The sequence below is a fragment of the Shinella sp. S4-D37 genome (genome assembly GCF_040812195.1).
Lineage (GTDB): Bacteria > Pseudomonadota > Alphaproteobacteria > Rhizobiales > Rhizobiaceae > Shinella.
In genome coordinates, this window is sequence record NZ_JBFNXL010000005.1 from 3,224,145 (window position 1) to 3,240,453 (window position 16,309).

General features: G+C 63.9%; 22 protein-coding genes, 2 tRNA genes and 1 pseudogene. 17 read left to right on the forward strand and 8 right to left on the reverse strand.

Annotated features, from left to right (window positions below; translation table 11 throughout):
- Nucleotides 1-66: 66 nt before the first annotated feature.
- Complete coding sequence (locus tag AB3G45_RS23265) at nucleotides 67-1,257, reverse strand: MFS transporter (protein ID WP_367832796.1); 1,191 nt, start codon at nucleotides 1,255-1,257, stop codon at nucleotides 67-69.
- 79 nt (nucleotides 1,258-1,336) lie between these two features.
- Between AB3G45_RS23265 and AB3G45_RS23270 the strand changes: the two genes are divergently transcribed.
- The gene (locus tag AB3G45_RS23270) at nucleotides 1,337-2,356 is read left to right on the forward strand and encodes an AraC family transcriptional regulator (RefSeq protein WP_367832797.1); all 1,020 of its coding nucleotides are present in this window, start codon (nucleotides 1,337-1,339) and stop codon (nucleotides 2,354-2,356) included.
- Here AB3G45_RS23270 and AB3G45_RS23275 read toward each other — a convergent pair.
- Nucleotides 2,335-2,409 (reverse strand) — tRNA-Thr (locus tag AB3G45_RS23275). The genes AB3G45_RS23270 and AB3G45_RS23275 overlap by 22 nt on opposite strands.
- Before the next feature lie 149 nt (nucleotides 2,410-2,558).
- Here AB3G45_RS23275 and AB3G45_RS23280 point away from each other — a divergent pair.
- The 10 genes from AB3G45_RS23280 (at nucleotide 2,559) to AB3G45_RS23325 (ending at nucleotide 8,632) form a co-directional block, all read left to right on the forward strand.
- Nucleotides 2,559-2,759 carry a hypothetical protein gene (locus AB3G45_RS23280; protein WP_367832798.1) on the forward strand — a complete coding sequence of 67 codons (201 nt, stop codon included), beginning with the start codon at nucleotides 2,559-2,561 and terminating at the stop codon, nucleotides 2,757-2,759.
- Between the two features lie 167 nt (nucleotides 2,760-2,926).
- Nucleotides 2,927-4,219: a UDP-N-acetylglucosamine 1-carboxyvinyltransferase gene (gene murA, locus AB3G45_RS23285; protein WP_367832799.1), complete on the forward strand. Its 1,293-nt coding sequence runs from the start codon at nucleotides 2,927-2,929 to the stop codon at nucleotides 4,217-4,219.
- A gap of 161 nt (nucleotides 4,220-4,380) precedes the next feature.
- On the forward strand, nucleotides 4,381-4,818 hold the full coding sequence (locus tag AB3G45_RS23290) for a DUF2948 family protein (RefSeq protein ID WP_367832800.1): 438 nt from the start codon (nucleotides 4,381-4,383) through the stop codon (nucleotides 4,816-4,818).
- A gap of 45 nt (nucleotides 4,819-4,863) precedes the next feature.
- Complete coding sequence (gene hisD, locus AB3G45_RS23295) at nucleotides 4,864-6,162, forward strand: histidinol dehydrogenase (protein WP_367832801.1); 1,299 nt, start codon at nucleotides 4,864-4,866, stop codon at nucleotides 6,160-6,162.
- Nucleotides 6,163-6,164: 2 nt separating this feature from the next.
- Nucleotides 6,165-6,641, forward strand: coding sequence for a UPF0262 family protein (locus tag AB3G45_RS23300; protein WP_367832802.1), 477 nt, complete (start codon nucleotides 6,165-6,167; stop codon nucleotides 6,639-6,641).
- A gap of 4 nt (nucleotides 6,642-6,645) precedes the next feature.
- Nucleotides 6,646-7,107: a low molecular weight phosphatase family protein gene (locus AB3G45_RS23305; RefSeq protein ID WP_367832803.1), complete on the forward strand. Its 462-nt coding sequence runs from the start codon at nucleotides 6,646-6,648 to the stop codon at nucleotides 7,105-7,107.
- Between the two features lie 144 nt (nucleotides 7,108-7,251).
- Nucleotides 7,252-7,470: a translation initiation factor IF-1 gene (gene infA / locus AB3G45_RS23310; RefSeq protein ID WP_004435948.1), complete on the forward strand. Its 219-nt coding sequence runs from the start codon at nucleotides 7,252-7,254 to the stop codon at nucleotides 7,468-7,470.
- Between the two features lie 81 nt (nucleotides 7,471-7,551).
- On the forward strand, nucleotides 7,552-8,172 hold the full coding sequence (locus AB3G45_RS23315; RefSeq protein WP_367832804.1) for a Maf-like protein: 621 nt from the start codon (nucleotides 7,552-7,554) through the stop codon (nucleotides 8,170-8,172).
- A gap of 1 nt (nucleotide 8,173) precedes the next feature.
- The gene (gene yacG, locus AB3G45_RS23320) at nucleotides 8,174-8,383 is read left to right on the forward strand and encodes a DNA gyrase inhibitor YacG (protein ID WP_367832805.1); all 210 of its coding nucleotides are present in this window, start codon (nucleotides 8,174-8,176) and stop codon (nucleotides 8,381-8,383) included.
- A gap of 173 nt (nucleotides 8,384-8,556) precedes the next feature.
- Nucleotides 8,557-8,632: transfer RNA gene (locus tag AB3G45_RS23325), tRNA-Phe, on the forward strand.
- A 585-nt stretch (nucleotides 8,633-9,217) separates the two neighbouring features.
- On the opposite strand, the gene AB3G45_RS23330 is transcribed toward AB3G45_RS23325, so the two are convergent.
- The 5 genes and pseudogenes from AB3G45_RS23330 to AB3G45_RS23350 form a co-directional block, all read right to left on the reverse strand.
- Nucleotides 9,218-9,460 carry a hypothetical protein gene (locus AB3G45_RS23330; protein WP_367832806.1) on the reverse strand — a complete coding sequence of 81 codons (243 nt, stop codon included), beginning with the start codon at nucleotides 9,458-9,460 and terminating at the stop codon, nucleotides 9,218-9,220.
- Between the two features lie 317 nt (nucleotides 9,461-9,777).
- On the reverse strand, nucleotides 9,778-10,005 hold the full coding sequence (locus AB3G45_RS23335; protein WP_367832807.1) for a hypothetical protein: 228 nt from the start codon (nucleotides 10,003-10,005) through the stop codon (nucleotides 9,778-9,780).
- A gap of 22 nt (nucleotides 10,006-10,027) precedes the next feature.
- Complete coding sequence (locus AB3G45_RS23340) at nucleotides 10,028-10,327, reverse strand: hypothetical protein (protein ID WP_367833659.1); 300 nt, start codon at nucleotides 10,325-10,327, stop codon at nucleotides 10,028-10,030.
- Between the two features lie 441 nt (nucleotides 10,328-10,768).
- Nucleotides 10,769-10,990: a hypothetical protein gene (locus AB3G45_RS23345; protein ID WP_367833695.1), complete on the reverse strand. Its 222-nt coding sequence runs from the start codon at nucleotides 10,988-10,990 to the stop codon at nucleotides 10,769-10,771.
- Nucleotides 10,991-11,102: 112 nt separating this feature from the next.
- Nucleotides 11,103-11,322, reverse strand: a pseudogene (locus AB3G45_RS23350) (hypothetical protein); the annotation flags it as partial.
- A gap of 291 nt (nucleotides 11,323-11,613) precedes the next feature.
- On the opposite strand from AB3G45_RS23350, the gene AB3G45_RS23355 reads away from it, so the two are divergent.
- The 5 genes from AB3G45_RS23355 (at nucleotide 11,614) to AB3G45_RS23375 (ending at nucleotide 14,670) form a co-directional block, all read left to right on the forward strand.
- Nucleotides 11,614-11,823 (forward strand): cold-shock protein, encoded by a 210-nt coding sequence (locus tag AB3G45_RS23355; protein WP_367832808.1) that lies wholly within the window; start codon nucleotides 11,614-11,616, stop codon nucleotides 11,821-11,823.
- Between the two features lie 124 nt (nucleotides 11,824-11,947).
- Entirely contained in the window at nucleotides 11,948-12,235 is a 288-nt protein-coding gene (locus AB3G45_RS23360; protein ID WP_367832809.1) for a cold-shock protein, read from the forward strand.
- A 45-nt stretch (nucleotides 12,236-12,280) separates the two neighbouring features.
- Entirely contained in the window at nucleotides 12,281-12,523 is a 243-nt protein-coding gene (gene rpsU / locus AB3G45_RS23365; RefSeq protein WP_367832810.1) for a 30S ribosomal protein S21, read from the forward strand.
- A 34-nt stretch (nucleotides 12,524-12,557) separates the two neighbouring features.
- Nucleotides 12,558-12,794, forward strand: a complete 237-nt coding sequence (locus AB3G45_RS23370) for a hypothetical protein (protein ID WP_367832811.1) — start codon at nucleotides 12,558-12,560, stop codon at nucleotides 12,792-12,794.
- A 709-nt stretch (nucleotides 12,795-13,503) separates the two neighbouring features.
- Nucleotides 13,504-14,670, forward strand: coding sequence for a pyridoxal phosphate-dependent aminotransferase (locus tag AB3G45_RS23375; RefSeq protein ID WP_367832812.1), 1,167 nt, complete (start codon nucleotides 13,504-13,506; stop codon nucleotides 14,668-14,670).
- Between the two features lie 5 nt (nucleotides 14,671-14,675).
- Here AB3G45_RS23375 and AB3G45_RS23380 read toward each other — a convergent pair whose 3' ends face one another.
- On the reverse strand, nucleotides 14,676-15,203 hold the full coding sequence (locus AB3G45_RS23380) for an AAA family ATPase (protein WP_367832813.1): 528 nt from the start codon (nucleotides 15,201-15,203) through the stop codon (nucleotides 14,676-14,678).
- A gap of 113 nt (nucleotides 15,204-15,316) precedes the next feature.
- Between AB3G45_RS23380 and galE the strand changes: the two genes are divergently transcribed.
- The gene (gene galE, locus AB3G45_RS23385; RefSeq protein WP_367832814.1) at nucleotides 15,317-16,309 is read left to right on the forward strand and encodes a UDP-glucose 4-epimerase GalE; all 993 of its coding nucleotides are present in this window, start codon (nucleotides 15,317-15,319) and stop codon (nucleotides 16,307-16,309) included.

Below are 16,309 nucleotides of genomic sequence, written 5' to 3' on the forward strand. Positions count from 1 at the left end.
AACAGGGACTGCCGCGCGCAAACGAAAATAAGGAGATGGCGACGGGAGCGCCGCCACCCCATGCGATCAGGCCGGCCGGGTGCGCACCGCCGAGACGATGGTGAGTGCGGCCAGCAGCAGCACGGCGCCGCTGGCGACGAAGACGCTCGTCACGCCGGTTGTATCGAACAGGGCCCCGCCCGCGGCGGCACCCGTGGCGATGGCGAAGTTGATGGCGGCGACGAAGAGGCCGCCGGCGCTTTCGGCCTCGTCAGGCACGGCGCGAGTGATCCAGGTCGACCAGGCGACCGGCACCGCGCCGAAGGCAAGGCCCCAGAGCGCAACCATGGCCGCGTCTCCGGCAAGGTTTCCCCCGAAGGCGGAGAGCGAGAGGGCGAGCACGCCCATCACGACGGGCATGATCGTCAACGTGAAGCGCATGGAGCGTTCCAGCAGCACCGCGCCGAGATAATTGCCGAAGAAGGTGGCGATGCCGAAGCCGAGCAAGACGGCCGAGAAGCCCTCGACGCCGAGACCCGTCACCGTTTCGAGGAACGGCCTTATATAGGTGAAGAAGGCGAAATGGCCGGTGAAGACGAGCAGGATCGCGAACATCGCGAAACCGACACCGGGCCGCCTCAGCACCTCGAAGAGCGTGCCGAAGCGCGAATGGCCGCGCGGCGGAAGCGAGGGCAGCGTCGCAAGCTGCACGACGAGCGCCAGCGCGCCGAGCACGGCAGCGCCCAAAAAGACGTTCCGCCAGCCGACGATATCGCCGACATAGCTGCCGACCGGCGCGGCGAAGACCGTCGCCGCCGACACGCCAAGGAACATGACCGACAGGGCCTTCGCCACATAGGCCTCCGGCACCAGCCGCATCATGGTCGCCGCCGAGAGCGTCCAGAAGCCGCCGAGCGCCATGCCGAGCAGCACGCGCCCGGCCAGAAGCATGGCAAGGTTCGACGCCATCGCCACCAGGAGGTTCGAGAAGATCAGAAGGACCGAAAGACCGAGCAGCACGAGCCGCCGGTCGATCCTGCGCGTCACCACCGTGACCAGCAGGCTCGTCGCCAGCGCCACCGCCGCCGTCGCCGTCACCGCCTGGCCGGCCATGCCCTCGGAGATCCGAAGATCGGCTGCCATCGGCGTCAAGAGGCTTGCGGGCAGGAATTCCGCGCCGACCAGCCCGAACACGCCGAACGTCATCGATATCACGGCCCCCCAGGCCGGTCGCGTATCCGCTTCGCTCTGCGGCGCCGCGATTGTTGCATCCGTCATCTGCCATCCCTTTCCTGTTGCAGTGCGTGCTCCAAGAGGTGGGTTGAAATGCAGGACGCACAATGTCATTTTATCCGCAATGTTTGATCCATCGTCCGACCCTGTCAAAAACCAGCATGATCCCGTCAGCGAACTCCTGATGGGCATGCGCCTGCGCGGCGCCAGCTACGGCCGGCTCCAACTCAGCCCGCCCTTCGGCATCCGCTTTCCGGCGGGGCCGGAAGCCCGCTTCCATTTCGTCGCCCGCGGCAAGGTCCTGCTGCAGGCCCCGGGCGAGACGGCGCGCGAACTTGGCTGCGGCGATGCGGTGCTTCTGCCGCGCGGCGAGGCCCATGAGATCGTCACCGGGCCGCATGTCCAGATTCGCGACTACGAAAGCTATGCGCGAAAGCCGCTCTGCGCCGATGTGGCGGCGGTGGAGGCCTGCATCAAGGCCGCCGGCCGGGAAAACGACACGCTGATCTTCACCGGCCGCATGGAATTCGAGCTCGACACGCTGCATCCGCTCGTCGGCCTCATGCCGCAGATCATGTCGGTCGGCGCGCTGATCGGCCGCCAGCCCGAACTGATGCCGCTGCTCGACGCGATGGAACGGGAGATGGGAGAGGAGCGCGTCGGCTCGGCCGGCATCCTGGCACGCCTTGCGGACGTGGTCGCCGCCTCCATCGTGCGCGGCTGGGTGGAATGCGGCTGTGGCGATGCGACAGGCTGGATCGAGGCGCTGCGCGACCCGCGCCTCGGCCGCGTCATCGCCGCCCTCCACCGCGAGCCGGGTCGCACCTGGACGCTCGCCGACATGGCCGAGGAAATGGGCAGTTCCCGCTCGGTCTTCGCAAAACGCTTCGTCGAGGTGACGGGCGTGACGCCGCAGCGCTACGTGCTTGCCCTGCGCATGCGCCTTGCCGAACAATGGTTCCGCCGCGACAAGCTCTCGATCGACACCGCCGCCCGCCGCCTCGGCTTCGGCTCCCAGGCCGCCTTCGCCCGCGCCTTCAAACGCATCGTCGGCGAACCGCCCGGCCAGATACGCAGGAAGGCGGCAGCGGGTGCGGAAAATGGAAATAAAACGAGGAGAAATGGTGCTGCTAGAGAGATTTGAACTCTCGGCCTCTCCCTTACCAAGGGAGTGCTCTACCCCTGAGCTATAGCAGCATCCGGCGAAACGAAGGTCTGTTCCGCGTGAGCGAGGGCCTATTGCCATAGGTCACCGGGCAGTGCAAGCGGCGATTTTGCGATTATCGCAACAAATCTGGTGATGGGAGTGCTTTTTTGCCGGGACGGTTTCCGATAAGAGGACGGGCATGGGCGGCAAGGACGAGACGAAGAGCGGGAAAATCAGGACCGAGGCGGAGATTCGCGCCGAGCGGCTGGCCAAGACGCTGCGCGACAATCTCCAGCGCCGCAAGCAGCAGGCGCGCGCCCGGCGGGCCGGTGCGGCGGACGAGACGACCGGGCTTCCCGGGGGCAATCCTGCCGCAAAAAAAGACGAATCGGACGGTTAGTCGAAGCCCTGTCTTCACCCGAAGACGACGGGGGTGGTTTTCCGGCCGGCACGCGCAAAGAGGCGGTCGGGCGGCAGGTCTTCATTTTTCGATCGCGATGCTCTAAAGAGGCCGCCATCTCCGAAAGCCGACATTCTAGGAAAGGCGGGCCCGGCCCGTAATCGCACATGGATCGTATCCGAATTGTAGGCGGCAACGAACTCAGGGGCACCATCCCGATTTCCGGCGCCAAGAATGCCGCGCTGCCGCTGATGATCGCCTCGCTTCTCACCGACGACACGCTGACGCTGGAAAACGTGCCGCATCTCGCAGACGTCGAGCAGCTCATCCGCATCCTCGGCAACCACGGCGCCGACATTTCCGTCAACGGCCGCCGCGAGCGCCAGGGCGAGGGCTATTCCCGCACGATCCATTTCACCTCGCGCAACATCGTCGACACGACGGCGCCCTACGAGCTCGTCTCGAAGATGCGCGCCTCCTTCTGGGTCATCGGCCCGCTGCTCGCCCGGGAAGGCAAGGCCCGCGTCTCGCTGCCGGGCGGCTGCGCCATCGGCACGCGCCCGGTCGACCTCTTCATCGAGGCGCTCGCCGCGCTCGGCGCGAAGATCGAGATCGACGGCGGCTATATCGAGGCGACGGCGCCGGAAGGCGGCCTCATCGGTGCGCGCTACACCTTCCCGAAGGTCTCCGTCGGCGCGACGCATGTACTGATGATGGCTGCGACGCTCGCCAGGGGCACGACGGTCATCGGCAATGCCGCCCGCGAGCCGGAAGTGCGGGACCTCGCCAAGTGCCTCAACGCCATGGGCGCGAAGATCACCGGCGCGGGCACCGCGACGATCACCATCGAGGGCGTCACCCAGCTTTCCGGCGCGCGCCACCGCGTGCTGCCCGACCGCATTGAGACCGGCACCTATGCCATGGCCGTCGCCATGACCGGCGGCGACGTGACGCTCGAAGGCACGGATGCAGCGCTGCTCGATACCGCGCTCGAAGCGATCCGCCGCTCCGGCGCCGAGATCACCGCGACGGAAAGCGGCATCCGCATCGTGCGCAACGGCGGCGGCATCAAGCCGGTCGACGTGGTCACCGATCCCTTCCCCGGTTTCCCGACCGACCTGCAGGCGCAGTTCATGGGCCTGATGACCAAGTCGAGCGGCATTTCGCACATCACCGAGACGATCTTCGAGAACCGCTTCATGCATGTGCAGGAATTGGCTCGCCTCGGCGCGAAGATCTCGCTCTCCGGTCAGACGGCCAAGATCGAGGGCGTCGAGCGGCTGCGTGGCGCCCCCGTCATGGCGACGGACCTGCGCGCCTCGGTCTCGCTGGTCATCGCCGGCCTTGCCGCCGAGGGCGAGACCATGGTGTCGCGCGTCTATCATCTCGACCGCGGCTTCGAGCGGCTGGAGGAGAAGCTCACCCGCTGCGGCGCCGTCGTCGAACGCGTCAGCGACTGATCTTCCTTGCCCGGCGGGCGTTGCAGTCTGCCGCGCGCCGTCCTATCTCGTGGAAAAGACCGGGATGCCGCAAACGGCGGCGTCCCCAAGCATTTTCCCGCAATGCCGCTTGCGAAGGCGCGTTCCCGCTCCCTTGCCGGCTTGCCCCCGAAGGACGCACCATGGACAGCCTGAAACTGCTCGCCCTCGACACGGAAGACCTCTCCGTCGTTTCCGCCCATCTGCAGGACGCCGTCTTCAAGACCGACGGCCTTTCCTATGATGCCCGCCACAAGATCTTTTCCGTCGTCATCAACCGCTTCGTCTGGGAAAAGGCGGTCGGCCGCGGCAAGGCCTTCGAACGCCGCCGCGCGATCGTCGCCTTCAAGCGCGTCGGCGCCGTGCGCTCGCTCGGCATCGACCGCAAGGACCAGGACGCGGTGTTCTCCCTGCTCGCCGTGAATTTCGCGCAGAAGGGCGAAGGCCCGGACGGCACGCTGGAACTCGTGCTCTCCGGCAGCGCCTCCATCGCGCTGGATGTGGAATGCGTCGAAGTTCAGCTTGCAGATACCGGCGGGGCATGGGAAACCAGCTTGAAGCCCCGCCATCCGGCGGTTTGAGGGATTTCGCCGGCGCCTTGGCCGGAAGACGACAGGACGGACGACTTGGCGATCAGACTTGACTACCAGAGCAGCGATTTCGAAAGCCGGTTCGCTGCCTTCCTGACCACCAAGCGCGAGGTCTCCGAAGACGTCAATACCGTCGTGCGCACGATCATCGACGATGTGCGCGCCCGCGGCGACGCGGCGCTGGCCGACTATTCGAAGAAGTTCGACGGCCTCGATTTTTCCGTCACCTCCATGCGCGTCTCGCTGGAGGAGATCGAAACGGCCTATGACACGGTCGATCCGAAGATCATCGCCGCGCTCGAGCTTGCCGCCCAGCGCATCGAGAAGCACCATGCCCGCCAGCGGCCGAAGGACGACATCTACGAGGACGACATCGGCGTCGGCCTCGGCTCGCGCTGGACGGCGATCGACGCCGTCGGCCTCTACGTTCCCGGCGGCACCGCGAGCTATCCGAGCTCCGTGCTGATGAATGCCGTGCCGGCCAAGGTCGCCGGCGTGCCACGCCTCGTCATGGTCGTGCCGGCGAAGGATGGCGAGATCAACCCGGCGGTGCTTGCCGCAGCGCGCATTGCCGGCGTCGACGAGATCTACCGCATCGGCGGCGCGCAGGCCGTCGCGGCGCTTGCCTACGGCACGCAGACGATCACGCCCGTCGCCAAGATCACCGGCCCCGGCAACGCCTATGTCGCCGCGGCAAAACGCCAGGTCTTCGGCACGGTCGGCATCGACATGATCGCCGGTCCCTCCGAAGTGCTCGTCATTGCCGATGCCGACAACGACCCGGACTGGCTCGCCGCCGACCTTCTCGCCCAGGCCGAGCACGATGTCGGCGCCCAGTCGATCCTCGTCACCGACAGTCCTTCGCTGGCCGATGCCGTCGAAGCCGCCGTCGAACGGCAGCTCAGGACGCTGGAGCGAGCCGAGACCGCCGCCGCCAGCTGGCGCGATTTCGGCGCCATCATCCTCGTACCCGACCTTGCCAAGGCCGTGCCGCTTGCCAACCGCATCGCCGCCGAGCATCTGGAGATCGCCACGGCCGATCCCGACGCGCTGATGTCCAAAATCCGCAATGCCGGCGCCATCTTCGTCGGCCGCCACACGCCCGAGGTCATCGGCGATTATGTCGGCGGCTCGAACCATGTGCTGCCGACCGCGCGATCCGCCCGCTTCTCCTCCGGCCTTTCGGTGCTCGACTACATGAAGCGTACCTCGATCCTCCGGCTCGGCGCCGACCAGCTTCGCGCCCTCGGCCCCGCTGCCATCACGCTTGCCGAGGCCGAGGGTCTCGGCGCGCATGCCCGCTCCGTCGCCATCCGGCTCAACCTGGAGCCATAGGCATGGGCAAGAAGGGCAGCTTCCGCCTCTGCGACGTGGTGCTGGACGACACGATCGGCCGCGCCACGCCGGATGTGGAGCACGAGCGTGCCGTTGCCATCTTCGACCTGATCGAGGAGAACTCGTTCGAGCCGATCGGCCATGCCGGCGGCCCCTATCGCCTCAACATCTCGCTGCTTGATTCCAAGCTGGTCTTCGCCATCCGCACGGAAGCGGGCGAGGAGGTCGCCACCCATATCCTCTCGCTGACGCCCTTCCGGCGCATCGTGAAGGACTATTTCCTGATCTGCGAGAGCTATTACCAGGCGATCCGCTCGGCAACGCCCAGCCAGATCGAGGCGATCGACATGGGCCGGCGCGGCATCCACAACGAGGGCTCGCAGACGCTGATGGACCGGCTGTCGGGGAAGATCCGCTTCGATTTCGACACGGCCCGGCGGCTTTTCACCCTCGTCTGCGTTCTCTACTGGCGCGGGTGAGTGGATGGAGGGCGTCTTCCCGGCACCGCAGGAAGCCCGGTCGCGAACGCCCCGTTCGATACTCTTCATGTGCCGCATGAATGCGGTGCGCTCGCCGATGGCCGAGACGATCGCCCGCAGCGTGCTGCCCGGCACCTATGTCGCCTCGGCCGGCGTGCGGCCCGGCGAACGCGATCCCTTCGTCGATGCCGTGCTCGGCGAGGTGGGCCTGTCGCTCGGCCGCCATGCGCCCCATTCGCTCGACGAGCTGGAGGACGATTATTTCGATCTCATCGTGACGCTCGCCCCGGAAGCGCACCACGCCGCGCTTGAGCTCACCCGCTCCATGGCGGTCGACGTCATGTACTGGCCGACGCCCGATCCAACGGTGGCGACCGGCACGCGCGAGCAGATCCTCAGCGCGTACCGCGAGGTTCGCGAGTTCCTGAAGATGCTGATAGAGAAGCGTTTGAAGGCCCTGGGCTAGGTCGAGTACAACCCTGTTTCCGGCAAATGCAGAAAGCCGGCGCTTCGGTGTTCACAAAGCCCTGGGGATTGTGTAGTTTCCGGCAACTTTTCGAGGCGGGCATCCGGCCTCCCCGAATCCACCCTACAGGAATATCGCTCAAAGATGGCAAAAGAAGAAGTCCTCGAATTTCCCGGCGTCGTGACGGAACTGCTCCCGAACGCCACTTTCCGCGTCAAGCTCGAAAACGAGCACGAGATCATCGCGCACACCGCGGGCCGCATGCGCAAGAACCGCATCCGCGTTCTCGCCGGCGACAAGGTGCTGGTCGAGATGACGCCCTACGACCTTACCAAGGGTCGCATCACCTACCGTTTCAAGTAAGCTCCTCCCAGCGGGACGAGCGGCCGCGCCCTTGCCCGGCCCGCGGCCCGAGAGCTGAAACCGGCGCACCCCGGAGACCCCATGGCGCAGACCGACACGCTCATCCTGGCATCCGGCTCGCCCCGCCGCGTCGAACTGCTCGCGCAGGCGGGCATTGCGCCCGCACGCCTGATGCCCATGGATATCGACGAGACGCCGAAGCGCTCCGAGCATCCCCGCTCGCTGGCGCGCCGGCTCTCCACGGGCAAGGCCCAGGCGGCGCTCGCCGCCGTCAAGGGCGACCCGTCCTTTTCCGGCAGCTATATCCTGGCCGCCGACACGGTCGTCTCGGTCGGCCGGCGCATCCTGCCCAAGACCGAGATGATCGACGAGGCCTCCAGCGCCCTGCACCTGCTCTCCGGCCGCAGCCATCGCGTCTTCACCGGCGTCTGCCTCATCACGCCGGACCGCACGGTGCGCCAGAAGGTCATCGACACGAAGGTGCGCTTCAAGCGGCTTTTGACCACCGACATCGAGGCCTATCTTTCCTCCGGCCAATGGCGTGGCAAGGCGGGCGGCTATGCCATCCAGGGCATTGCCGGCAGCTTCGTCGTCAAGCTGGTCGGCTCCTACACCAACGTGGTCGGCCTGCCGCTCTACGAAACCCTCGCCCTGCTTTCGGGCGAAGGCTTCGACGTGCATGCCGGCTGGACGGATGCCTGACATGACGAAGGAAAGCGAAAAGCCGGCGGCCACCGTGGCCCCGCTGCGCAAGGCCGTGCCCTGCCCGATCTGCAAGCGTCCCTCGGCGCGCGAGCACTATCCCTTCTGCTCGAACCGCTGCCGCGACGTCGATCTCAACCGCTGGTTCTCCGGCTCCTACGCCATCCCCGTCGCCGACGACGAGACGAAAGCCGACGAAGACGATATGTGACGCCCCTGTCACACGCCAAAAACCCAACGTTTTCCGCCACTTGCAAAACCAGCCATTTTTCCCGCAAAAAACGCCCGCGAGGGCTGGACACATTTTTGCAAGATGCTATAACCCGCTCGCTTCCGGGGCGAAACCAAACGCCCCACTGATTTCCATGTGAAATCCACCCGGATGCCCGGATAGCTCAGTTGGTAGAGCAGCGGATTGAAAATCCGCGTGTCGGTGGTTCAAATCCGCCTCCGGGCACCATCAAACCATTGAAATCATTGATTTTTTGAAAAACTCTTTAAGCCTGCTTGTGCTGGAACTAAGCTAGCACACCCCGCAAAATTGCTCTTTCCCACGGTCACGCGTTAATGTAGCGCGCAATTTCGCTTGGCGCGGCGCGCAAGTTCAGATGGCAGCAGAATTTGACGCTGCATGCGCCTCGTCTCGTACCCTTTTCCAATAGGCGAGGCGGCGGATTGAGAAGGTGTTCGCGCCTTACCGAACTGCCTTCGACATGCCTTTAGAATACCTGCCATCGCAGATTTGCCGAACCGCTGGATAAGAAACACTGCTACGTCTGGATCGCGGTCGAGCATCGACCGTGAGGGATGCTCGAACTGGCGGTGATCGATTACACGCTCAGCGAACTCCTTCTCAAGGTCGAGAAGTCTCGCATAAGCGCAACGGGAAGGCGACCGCAGCGCCCAACTCTCCGTAGCCAAGGCCGCGTCTGGTGGTCTCATCCTGACGACCGCAGACAGGGATCCGAAATCAGGCAAATCTGTCACCACCAGCAAAATTGTTCTGCAGCGCAAATAGGTTCGTAGCCCGACCGCCGGGGCGTGCTCATCCTACCCAGAACGTCCGGTCCCATACCGGAACTGCACCAGCAACCTCGGTGATGATCTGGCGAACCCTTCGCGCGACCGCGGGCGGAACCCGTCCCTCGACGATGATTGCCTGGGGCTCGAAGGTAAGTTCGATTTTGTATTGTGAGCAGAGCTCATCGTACGCGACTGCGGCACGGATCGAAGCGCGCAGGCCGTACCCCTGCGCGCCGAAGCCGCCGCCAAGAGATGCCTGAAACATCTCAGCCTCCATTGTTTTCGATATTTATTGGAAACTAAGATTGAGACGCGATGTTCCGCCGTGATGCGCCGCGCCGGCATGGCGGAAAGGACCGCCCGTCTCGACTGGGCCAGCCTCGCAGACGGCGAGGCGGAAGGCAATCTATCTGGAGCTTCACCCCGAGAAAGCGGCCGGAATCGCGGGGGCGGAAGCGAAGCAGGGCCGCGCAATCGACAAGTTTTCGTTTGCAGAGGCGACGACAAAGGCAACTATTCTGGATGTGGAGCGAAGCGAGAAAGCCGGTCCCATCGGCGGAATGCAACGCAACCGCAGAGATCCTACGACTGTCCGTATGCCACACCTGTTTTTGGCCCAGGAGGAGTTCTTTCTCCGCTACGGTCGACCACCGCGACCATAAAACGGCGCAGCACCGCGCGGGACTGTTCCGCCAGCGGGCCTGAGAGCGGGGTCATTCTCCCGGTTACATATCCCGCCTTGTGGAGCATCTGGTTGAGAATGCGATTGCTTGCCGGGTTGAAATCAACGTTCCGAATGGCGGAAGACATCTTATTCTCCTTTCTTCAGGAATTAAGGCCCGACCCAGCCCGAAGGCGGTCGCGTATCAGTTTGCCGTGCTCGTTTCGCATCCAAGGCGAGGGCGCGATAGATTTCATCGTAAGAAACCTGAAGATATTGACGCTTGCCCGTCGCCGCAGAAATAGGCGGAATTTCGAGATGTGCAGCCACCCGCTTGTAGGCGGGGAAACTCAGGCCTTCGATAAGCTCTTCATCGACCAGAAGCCGATATGTTCCAGCTTCTTGCGCCTCTACGAGCGCGTCGAGTTGGAACGGCTGGGTGAATGTAATTTCGGTTTCTGTGGTTCTCATCGAAAGCTCACCTTGAGCATCTGTCACGTTCGCCTGCTGTTCTAAGGCAACGCCACATATGCGGGTCGCGTTGGCTGTGGAGTGAAAGGAATAGGAACCCTTCTCTCTCTCTCTCTCTCTCTCTCTCTCTCTCTCTTGAGTCGCGCGAATGACTTGGGGCCTTGCAATTTCAGAATCACCATAACCATCCCTCTGTCAGGATGTAGACGACCGTAGCCAGGCTGGCGGCGACCGCGCAGTCAGACGAAATCGCAGTGACGAGGTATCGGTTTTGCCGGCGGGGAAACAGGGAAGACATCGCGTCCTCCTCTCGTTGGGGCCAGGGTAGCCAGCCCTCAAACAGCAGCGCCCTTTTCGTGGCTACTGAAGATTTGACCTTGCGCCTTCACTGCCGTCTTAGCAAGCAATCAAATAAGGTCATTTATGGCTCGCAATCACTGACTATTCGGGGATGGCCGCCGTGAACAGAATGTCCAGTTCTCTTTTCGCGGCAGACGCGACCCTGTCGATTTCCACGCCGCGCCCCTCGGGTATACTTAGCCGGCCGTTTGCAAATGCACGGATTTGATCTTGCTCTTCCTGTGGGAGGCGGGCCAGCAATTGCCTGACCACCAGAGTGATGGCGGCAATCTCGCCGACCTGCTGCATTGAGATGTCGTTCATCTCGGCTCTTCCTTTGCGGCGGACGCGATGCGAAGGCAGCGCAGTGAGCCGGCCGCAAGGCGCCAAGTCGGCTAAGCGCACAAAGTTCCACATTTTCCGACGACGGAGGCTGTTTCCCGGGCTTCATAAGCGAAACCCCTCTCGGCTTCGACGGCGCGTCCAGCCACTCGATCCATTTTCCCCACTCGTCGATCGTGTCGAAGAGCCACCAGAATTTGCAGCGTCACCTCGTTGCCGTCGAAGCGCAAAAAGGAAATGCCATCGGCCGCAAGCTGCGCGACTCGCCCGGCTCCATGCGCCGGAGGGATGCCTTGCACATCACCCTGCCGCACATTGACGCCTGCTCAGGCAAATAAAGGCGAAATCCAAATGCGCCACCAAAAAAATAAAAACGAGCTACCGCTTTGAAAACAAATGAGTTTATCGAACAGAAAACCACTACCTCGGGGAATTGGCAAAAATAAAAACTTGCTAGCGCCGCGGAAACACCTATCTTAAGCCTATCGAACTTTGCTTGCGACCTTTTGTCTATCGCCCCAGTGGCCCGGTCAGATCTCCTCTCATCGTCGATCTACATGGTTCGCCAATCCGGCGACATCAACAACGATTGAAAGGAAATCGTTATGAACACAGGCACTGTAAAGTGGTTCAACAGCACCAAGGGCTTTGGCTTTATCGCACCCGACAACGGTGCAACAGACGTTTTCGTGCACATTTCCGCCATCGAACGCGCGGGCCTCAACTCTCTCGTTGAGGGCCAGAAGGTAAGCTACGATGTCGTGCAGGACCGCAAGTCCGGCAAGAACTCGGCTGACAATCTGCGCGCAGCATAAGGAATTGTCGTCTCTCTCCGCTGACCACGGATGTACTGGCAGCGTCGATGACGAACGACAGGAAGAGGTCGGGGTAATGCCCGGCCTTTTTGTTTCCAACCACACGCTACGCGGGGGCCTGGTCATGAGCCAGACAGTTTATGCCGTCGGCGACATGGTCAAGCTCAAGCCCGATCTATTCCGCCGCGCGGAAGGCAACCGACCCTGCCGAATTGTCGGCGTCCTGCCGTCAGACCACGGAGAGATCCAGTACCGGGTCCACCTTGGCAACGAGAAGTTCGAACGCCGCATCCTTGCGAGCGATATCGAGGAACAGGAAAGCGCAGCAGCGCGGCCGTCGCCTGCTCCGCGACGTTCTGAAAGCAACAAAGAGCCTTGGTTCAAAGCTTCCAGCATCCGGATCAGTAAATAATCGGATCATAGAAGCGGTTTCAGCCGACTTTTGAAAGGAAATATCTTGCAGGTTCTTGTACGAGACAACAATGTCGATCAGGCTCTTCGGGTTCTGAAGAAGAAGATGCAGCGGGAAGGCCTCTTTCGCGAAATGAAGGCGCGCAGCGCTTTTGAGAAGCCGTCGGAAAAAAGAGTGCGCGAGAAGGCGGAAGCCGTGCGGCGCGCCCGCAAGCTGGCGCGCAAGAAAGCCCAGCGTGAAGGATTGATCGCCGCGCCAAAGAAGAAGCCGGCCGTGGGTCAACGCTAGCCCCAGAGCGATGCCACTCCGAAGGAGGTGACGAATGACAGCGACAAAACAGCAGTTTTTCAAACCGACGAAGGCAAGCGCCGGGCAGAAGTCGGAAGCGACCAATTCCATTGCAAAAGGAATTATCGCGCAGGAAGCAAAGGTGCGCGAGATCAAAACCGAAAAGCTCCGCGCGCTTCGTTTGGCGAAAGAGGCCGCTACTGCGCCTGTCCCTGCGCCACAACGGAAACGAAAAGAGAAGCAGGTCCGTCAGAGAACGGCTGGCGGATAGCCGGTCAGGCAGTGAGGGGCGGCGTCTTACACTCTCCAACGGTACCACCGGCATCTAGCGGCCCTCTTGGCGTGGTGCAGCGCCAGCACGGCAATCCCGTGCTGCCATCTCTGCCCCGTCCACTCGGAGGGGAACAGGCTTCGGCCGATTGCTAGCACGGCGCGGCCGGGGAACACGTAGTCGTACGCATCAGCGGGCCAACCCCGTTTACCGATCCAGAAGTGCTTGTCGTCAAAATCCGCCATCGCAGCACCTTGCGAAGCACCGTGGGCCGTAGGGAAACCAGGCGGTACATCCTGGCTCGTCGGTTGGCCGGCCTATCCCTACGGGTTCCTGCTATTCGTTCTCCACCAGGCGGAGCAGCTAAGCGCCTTTCACCGTCTCCCCTTCGCGTGCCAGATAGGTGCTATCACGTCTCGAATGGTGGTTTGGTCGATTTCAGCGACTGGGCGCCTGCCATAGATCGTGAACCGGAAGACCCACTTGCCTCCCCCGTCTGCCTTTGCAGCCGGAGGCCGCCGCCATCGAGCGGGCGTGCGTCTGACAGGAGCCTGAATGTCGGCCCCGGAGGATAGCGGCCGCGCCCTTCCATCACCGATTTCGATGGGTCCGTCAGCGAAACTGGCGTGAATGGCGGCGCGAAACCGGCTAGGTCTTGGGCCGCTTCGCCGCCACGAAGCGTGGTCCAACCCTGCCGGAGTGATCTGCCATGACCCTCATCGAAAGTCTCAGCCCGCGCTCGCTCCGCGCCCCGGAAAGCGGGATCGTCGAGGTGGTCAACTATGCGCGCGGACGCGAAGGGCTGATCCCGCTCTGGGTCGGCGAGGGGGACCTGCCGACGCCGGACTTCATTGCGCGGCCCGCGGCCGAGGCGCTCCTGCGCGGCGAGACCTTCTATACCTGGCAGCGCGGCATTCCCGAACTGCGCGCCGCCCTTTCGCGCTACTATGGCCGCCGTTTCGGCGCTGCGCTTCCGGCCGAGCATTTCTATGTCGTCGGCTCCGGCATGCAGGCGATCAAGCTGACGATCGAGGCGCTCGTCTCGCCGGGCGACGACATGGTCTATCTGACGCCGGCCTGGCCGAATTTCGCGGCGGCCGCCGAGCTTTCGGGCGCCAACCCCATTGCCGTGCCACTCGCCTTTGCCGGCGGACGCTGGCAGGTCGACCTTGCGCGGGTGGAGGCGGCGATCACACCGAGGACCCGCGTGCTCTTCGTCAACACGCCCTCCAACCCGACCGGCTGGACGGCGACGCGCGAAGACCTTGCCAGCCTATTGGCCATCGCGCGGCGCCATGGCCTGTGGATCATGGCCGACGAAATCTATGCGCTCTATCACTATGCCGGCGGCCGCGCGCCTTCCTTCCTCGACGTGATGGAAGAGGGCGACAGGGTGGTCTTCGTCAATTCCTTCTCGAAGAACTGGTCGATGACCGGCTGGCGTGTCGGCTGGATCGTCGCGCCGCCGGAAATCGGCCAGGTGCTGGAAAACCTCATCCAATATTCCACTTCCGGCGTGCCGCAATTCCTTCAGCAAGGCGCCATCGCGGCGCTCGACGAGGGCGATGCCTTCGTGCGGGCGAACATCGACAAGGCAGCGAAGAACCGCGACGTCTTCTGCGACGCGCTGATCGCCACCAACCGGGTCGAGACGCTGAAGCCGGACGGCGCGCTCTATGCCTTCCTGAAGATCGACGGCGTGACGGATTCGCGCCTTGCCGCGATCGATATCGTCGACCGTACCAATGTCGGCCTTGCGCCCGGCACGGCCTTCGGGCCTGGCGGCGAACTGTTCATGCGCGCCTGCTTCCTGCGCGATCCCGGGCAGGTCGCCGAGGCGGCCGACCGGCTTGCCCGCTACATCGCGGCGCGGTGAAGGGATCAGAGGCGGCCGAGCACGAAATCGGCGCGCGCGGCCACCGGCATTCTCGGCACGACCACCACCGCGTAGCCGAGCGCAGGATAGGCCTTTTCCAGCCGCTCGTATTCGGCAAGCGCAGCCGCATGATCGTGCCGGCGCTCCGGATCGTCAGCACGAATCTCGGGCCAGGGCGGCGTCAGAAAGACCTGCCGGTTGTAGCGATGCGCCGCGGCCAGCGCGGGCAGGACCGGCGCGCCACCTTCGGCATCGAGGGCAACGGCCGCGTCGATCAGGCCGCGGTCGAAGAAGACGGGGCCGGGATGATGCTGCATCGCCGCCCGGTCGGCGAGCGCCATCGCTATGGCGCGCCGGGCGAAGGCGGCAAGATCGAGCCACGGCAAGGCCGTGCCGCCGCTCGCCAGTTCCGCCCGCACGATGCGCCGGCCGGGCTCCTCGACGACGGCGTGGCCACGCCGGCGAAGCGCCTCCAGAAGGGTCGATTTCCCTCCGCCGGAGCAGCCGGAGATGAGGATGAAACGATCGGACATGGCGGTCTTCCTTGTGTTCGGCGGGAGGGGTCCGCAAATGCGCCGCAATTGCGGTTGCGTCTTGTCGGCCGGCAGGGTGATATGCCGGCAATTCAGTCGATTCGGGGAATGACATGGCGGTTCTGGTTACGGGCGGCGCGGGGTATATCGGCAGCCACATGGTCTGGGCGCTCATCGATGCCGGCGAGGAGGTCGTGGTGCTCGACCGGCTCTCGACCGGCTTCCGCTGGGCCGTGGCGCCCGAGGCGCGCTTCTACGAGGGCGACCTTGCCGATGCGGCGCTGCTGGCGCGCATCTTCTCCGAAAACGCCATCGACGCGATCATCCATTTCGCCGGGTCGATCATCGTGCCGGAATCGGTCGCCGATCCCCTCTCCTATTACGACAACAACACGGTCAAGTCACGGGCGCTGATCGCCGCGGCCATCGCGACAAAGATCCCGCATTTCGTCTTCTCCTCCACCGCCGCCGTCTACGGCACGCCGGACGGCCCGGAACCGGTGCTGGAAAGCGCGGCGCTGCGGCCGGAATCGCCCTACGGCTCGTCCAAGCTGATGACCGAGATCATGTTGCGCGACGCCGCCGCCGCGCATGACTTCACCTATACGGCGCTGCGCTACTTCAACGTCGCCGGCGCCGATCCGCGCGGGCGCACCGGGCAGTCGACGGCGGGCGCCACGCATCTCATCAAGGTGGCAAGCGAGGCGGCGCTCGGCAAGCGCGCGGGCATGGACGTGTTCGGCACGGACTACCCGACGCCCGACGGCACCTGCGTGCGCGATTATATCCACGTCACCGACCTGGCCAATGCGCATCTGAAGGCCCTGCAGCGCATGCGGGCGGGCGGCGGCTCGATCGTCGCCAATTGCGGCTACGGCCGCGGCTTCTCCGTGCTGGAGGTGCTGGAACAGGTGAAGGCCGTCTCCGGCAAGGACTTTCCGGTGCGCTTCGCTCCGCGCCGGCCGGGCGATGCGGTGCTGATCGTCGCCAACCCCTCCGTCGCGATGCGGGAGCTCGACTGGAAGCCGGAACATGACGACCTCGGCTTCATCGTGCGCACGGCGCTCGACTGGGAAGAGCACCTCGGCAAGCGCAACCAGATCTGA

Coding starts and splice junctions, on each gene's coding strand:
- AB3G45_RS23360 (WP_367832809.1), top strand. CDS start 11,948: ATGAGCCAGACAGTTTATGCCGTCGGCGACATGGTCAAGCTCAAGCCC.
- AB3G45_RS23345 (WP_367833695.1), bottom strand. CDS start 10,990: ATGAACGACATCTCAATGCAGCAGGTCGGCGAGATTGCCGCCATCACT.
- yacG (WP_367832805.1), top strand. CDS start 8,174: ATGACGAAGGAAAGCGAAAAGCCGGCGGCCACCGTGGCCCCGCTGCGC.
- AB3G45_RS23315 (WP_367832804.1), top strand. CDS start 7,552: ATGGCGCAGACCGACACGCTCATCCTGGCATCCGGCTCGCCCCGCCGC.
- AB3G45_RS23305 (WP_367832803.1), top strand. CDS start 6,646: ATGGAGGGCGTCTTCCCGGCACCGCAGGAAGCCCGGTCGCGAACGCCC.
- murA (WP_367832799.1), top strand. CDS start 2,927: ATGGATCGTATCCGAATTGTAGGCGGCAACGAACTCAGGGGCACCATC.
- AB3G45_RS23300 (WP_367832802.1), top strand. CDS start 6,165: ATGGGCAAGAAGGGCAGCTTCCGCCTCTGCGACGTGGTGCTGGACGAC.
- AB3G45_RS23290 (WP_367832800.1), top strand. CDS start 4,381: ATGGACAGCCTGAAACTGCTCGCCCTCGACACGGAAGACCTCTCCGTC.
- AB3G45_RS23355 (WP_367832808.1), top strand. CDS start 11,614: ATGAACACAGGCACTGTAAAGTGGTTCAACAGCACCAAGGGCTTTGGC.
- infA (WP_004435948.1), top strand. CDS start 7,252: ATGGCAAAAGAAGAAGTCCTCGAATTTCCCGGCGTCGTGACGGAACTG.
- AB3G45_RS23340 (WP_367833659.1), bottom strand. CDS start 10,327: ATGAGAACCACAGAAACCGAAATTACATTCACCCAGCCGTTCCAACTC.
- AB3G45_RS23380 (WP_367832813.1), bottom strand. CDS start 15,203: ATGTCCGATCGTTTCATCCTCATCTCCGGCTGCTCCGGCGGAGGGAAA.
- AB3G45_RS23270 (WP_367832797.1), top strand. CDS start 1,337: ATGTTTGATCCATCGTCCGACCCTGTCAAAAACCAGCATGATCCCGTC.
- galE (WP_367832814.1), top strand. CDS start 15,317: ATGGCGGTTCTGGTTACGGGCGGCGCGGGGTATATCGGCAGCCACATG.
- AB3G45_RS23330 (WP_367832806.1), bottom strand. CDS start 9,460: ATGTTTCAGGCATCTCTTGGCGGCGGCTTCGGCGCGCAGGGGTACGGC.
- AB3G45_RS23265 (WP_367832796.1), bottom strand. CDS start 1,257: ATGACGGATGCAACAATCGCGGCGCCGCAGAGCGAAGCGGATACGCGA.
- AB3G45_RS23375 (WP_367832812.1), top strand. CDS start 13,504: ATGACCCTCATCGAAAGTCTCAGCCCGCGCTCGCTCCGCGCCCCGGAA.
- AB3G45_RS23280 (WP_367832798.1), top strand. CDS start 2,559: ATGGGCGGCAAGGACGAGACGAAGAGCGGGAAAATCAGGACCGAGGCG.
- AB3G45_RS23335 (WP_367832807.1), bottom strand. CDS start 10,005: ATGTCTTCCGCCATTCGGAACGTTGATTTCAACCCGGCAAGCAATCGC.
- AB3G45_RS23370 (WP_367832811.1), top strand. CDS start 12,558: ATGACAGCGACAAAACAGCAGTTTTTCAAACCGACGAAGGCAAGCGCC.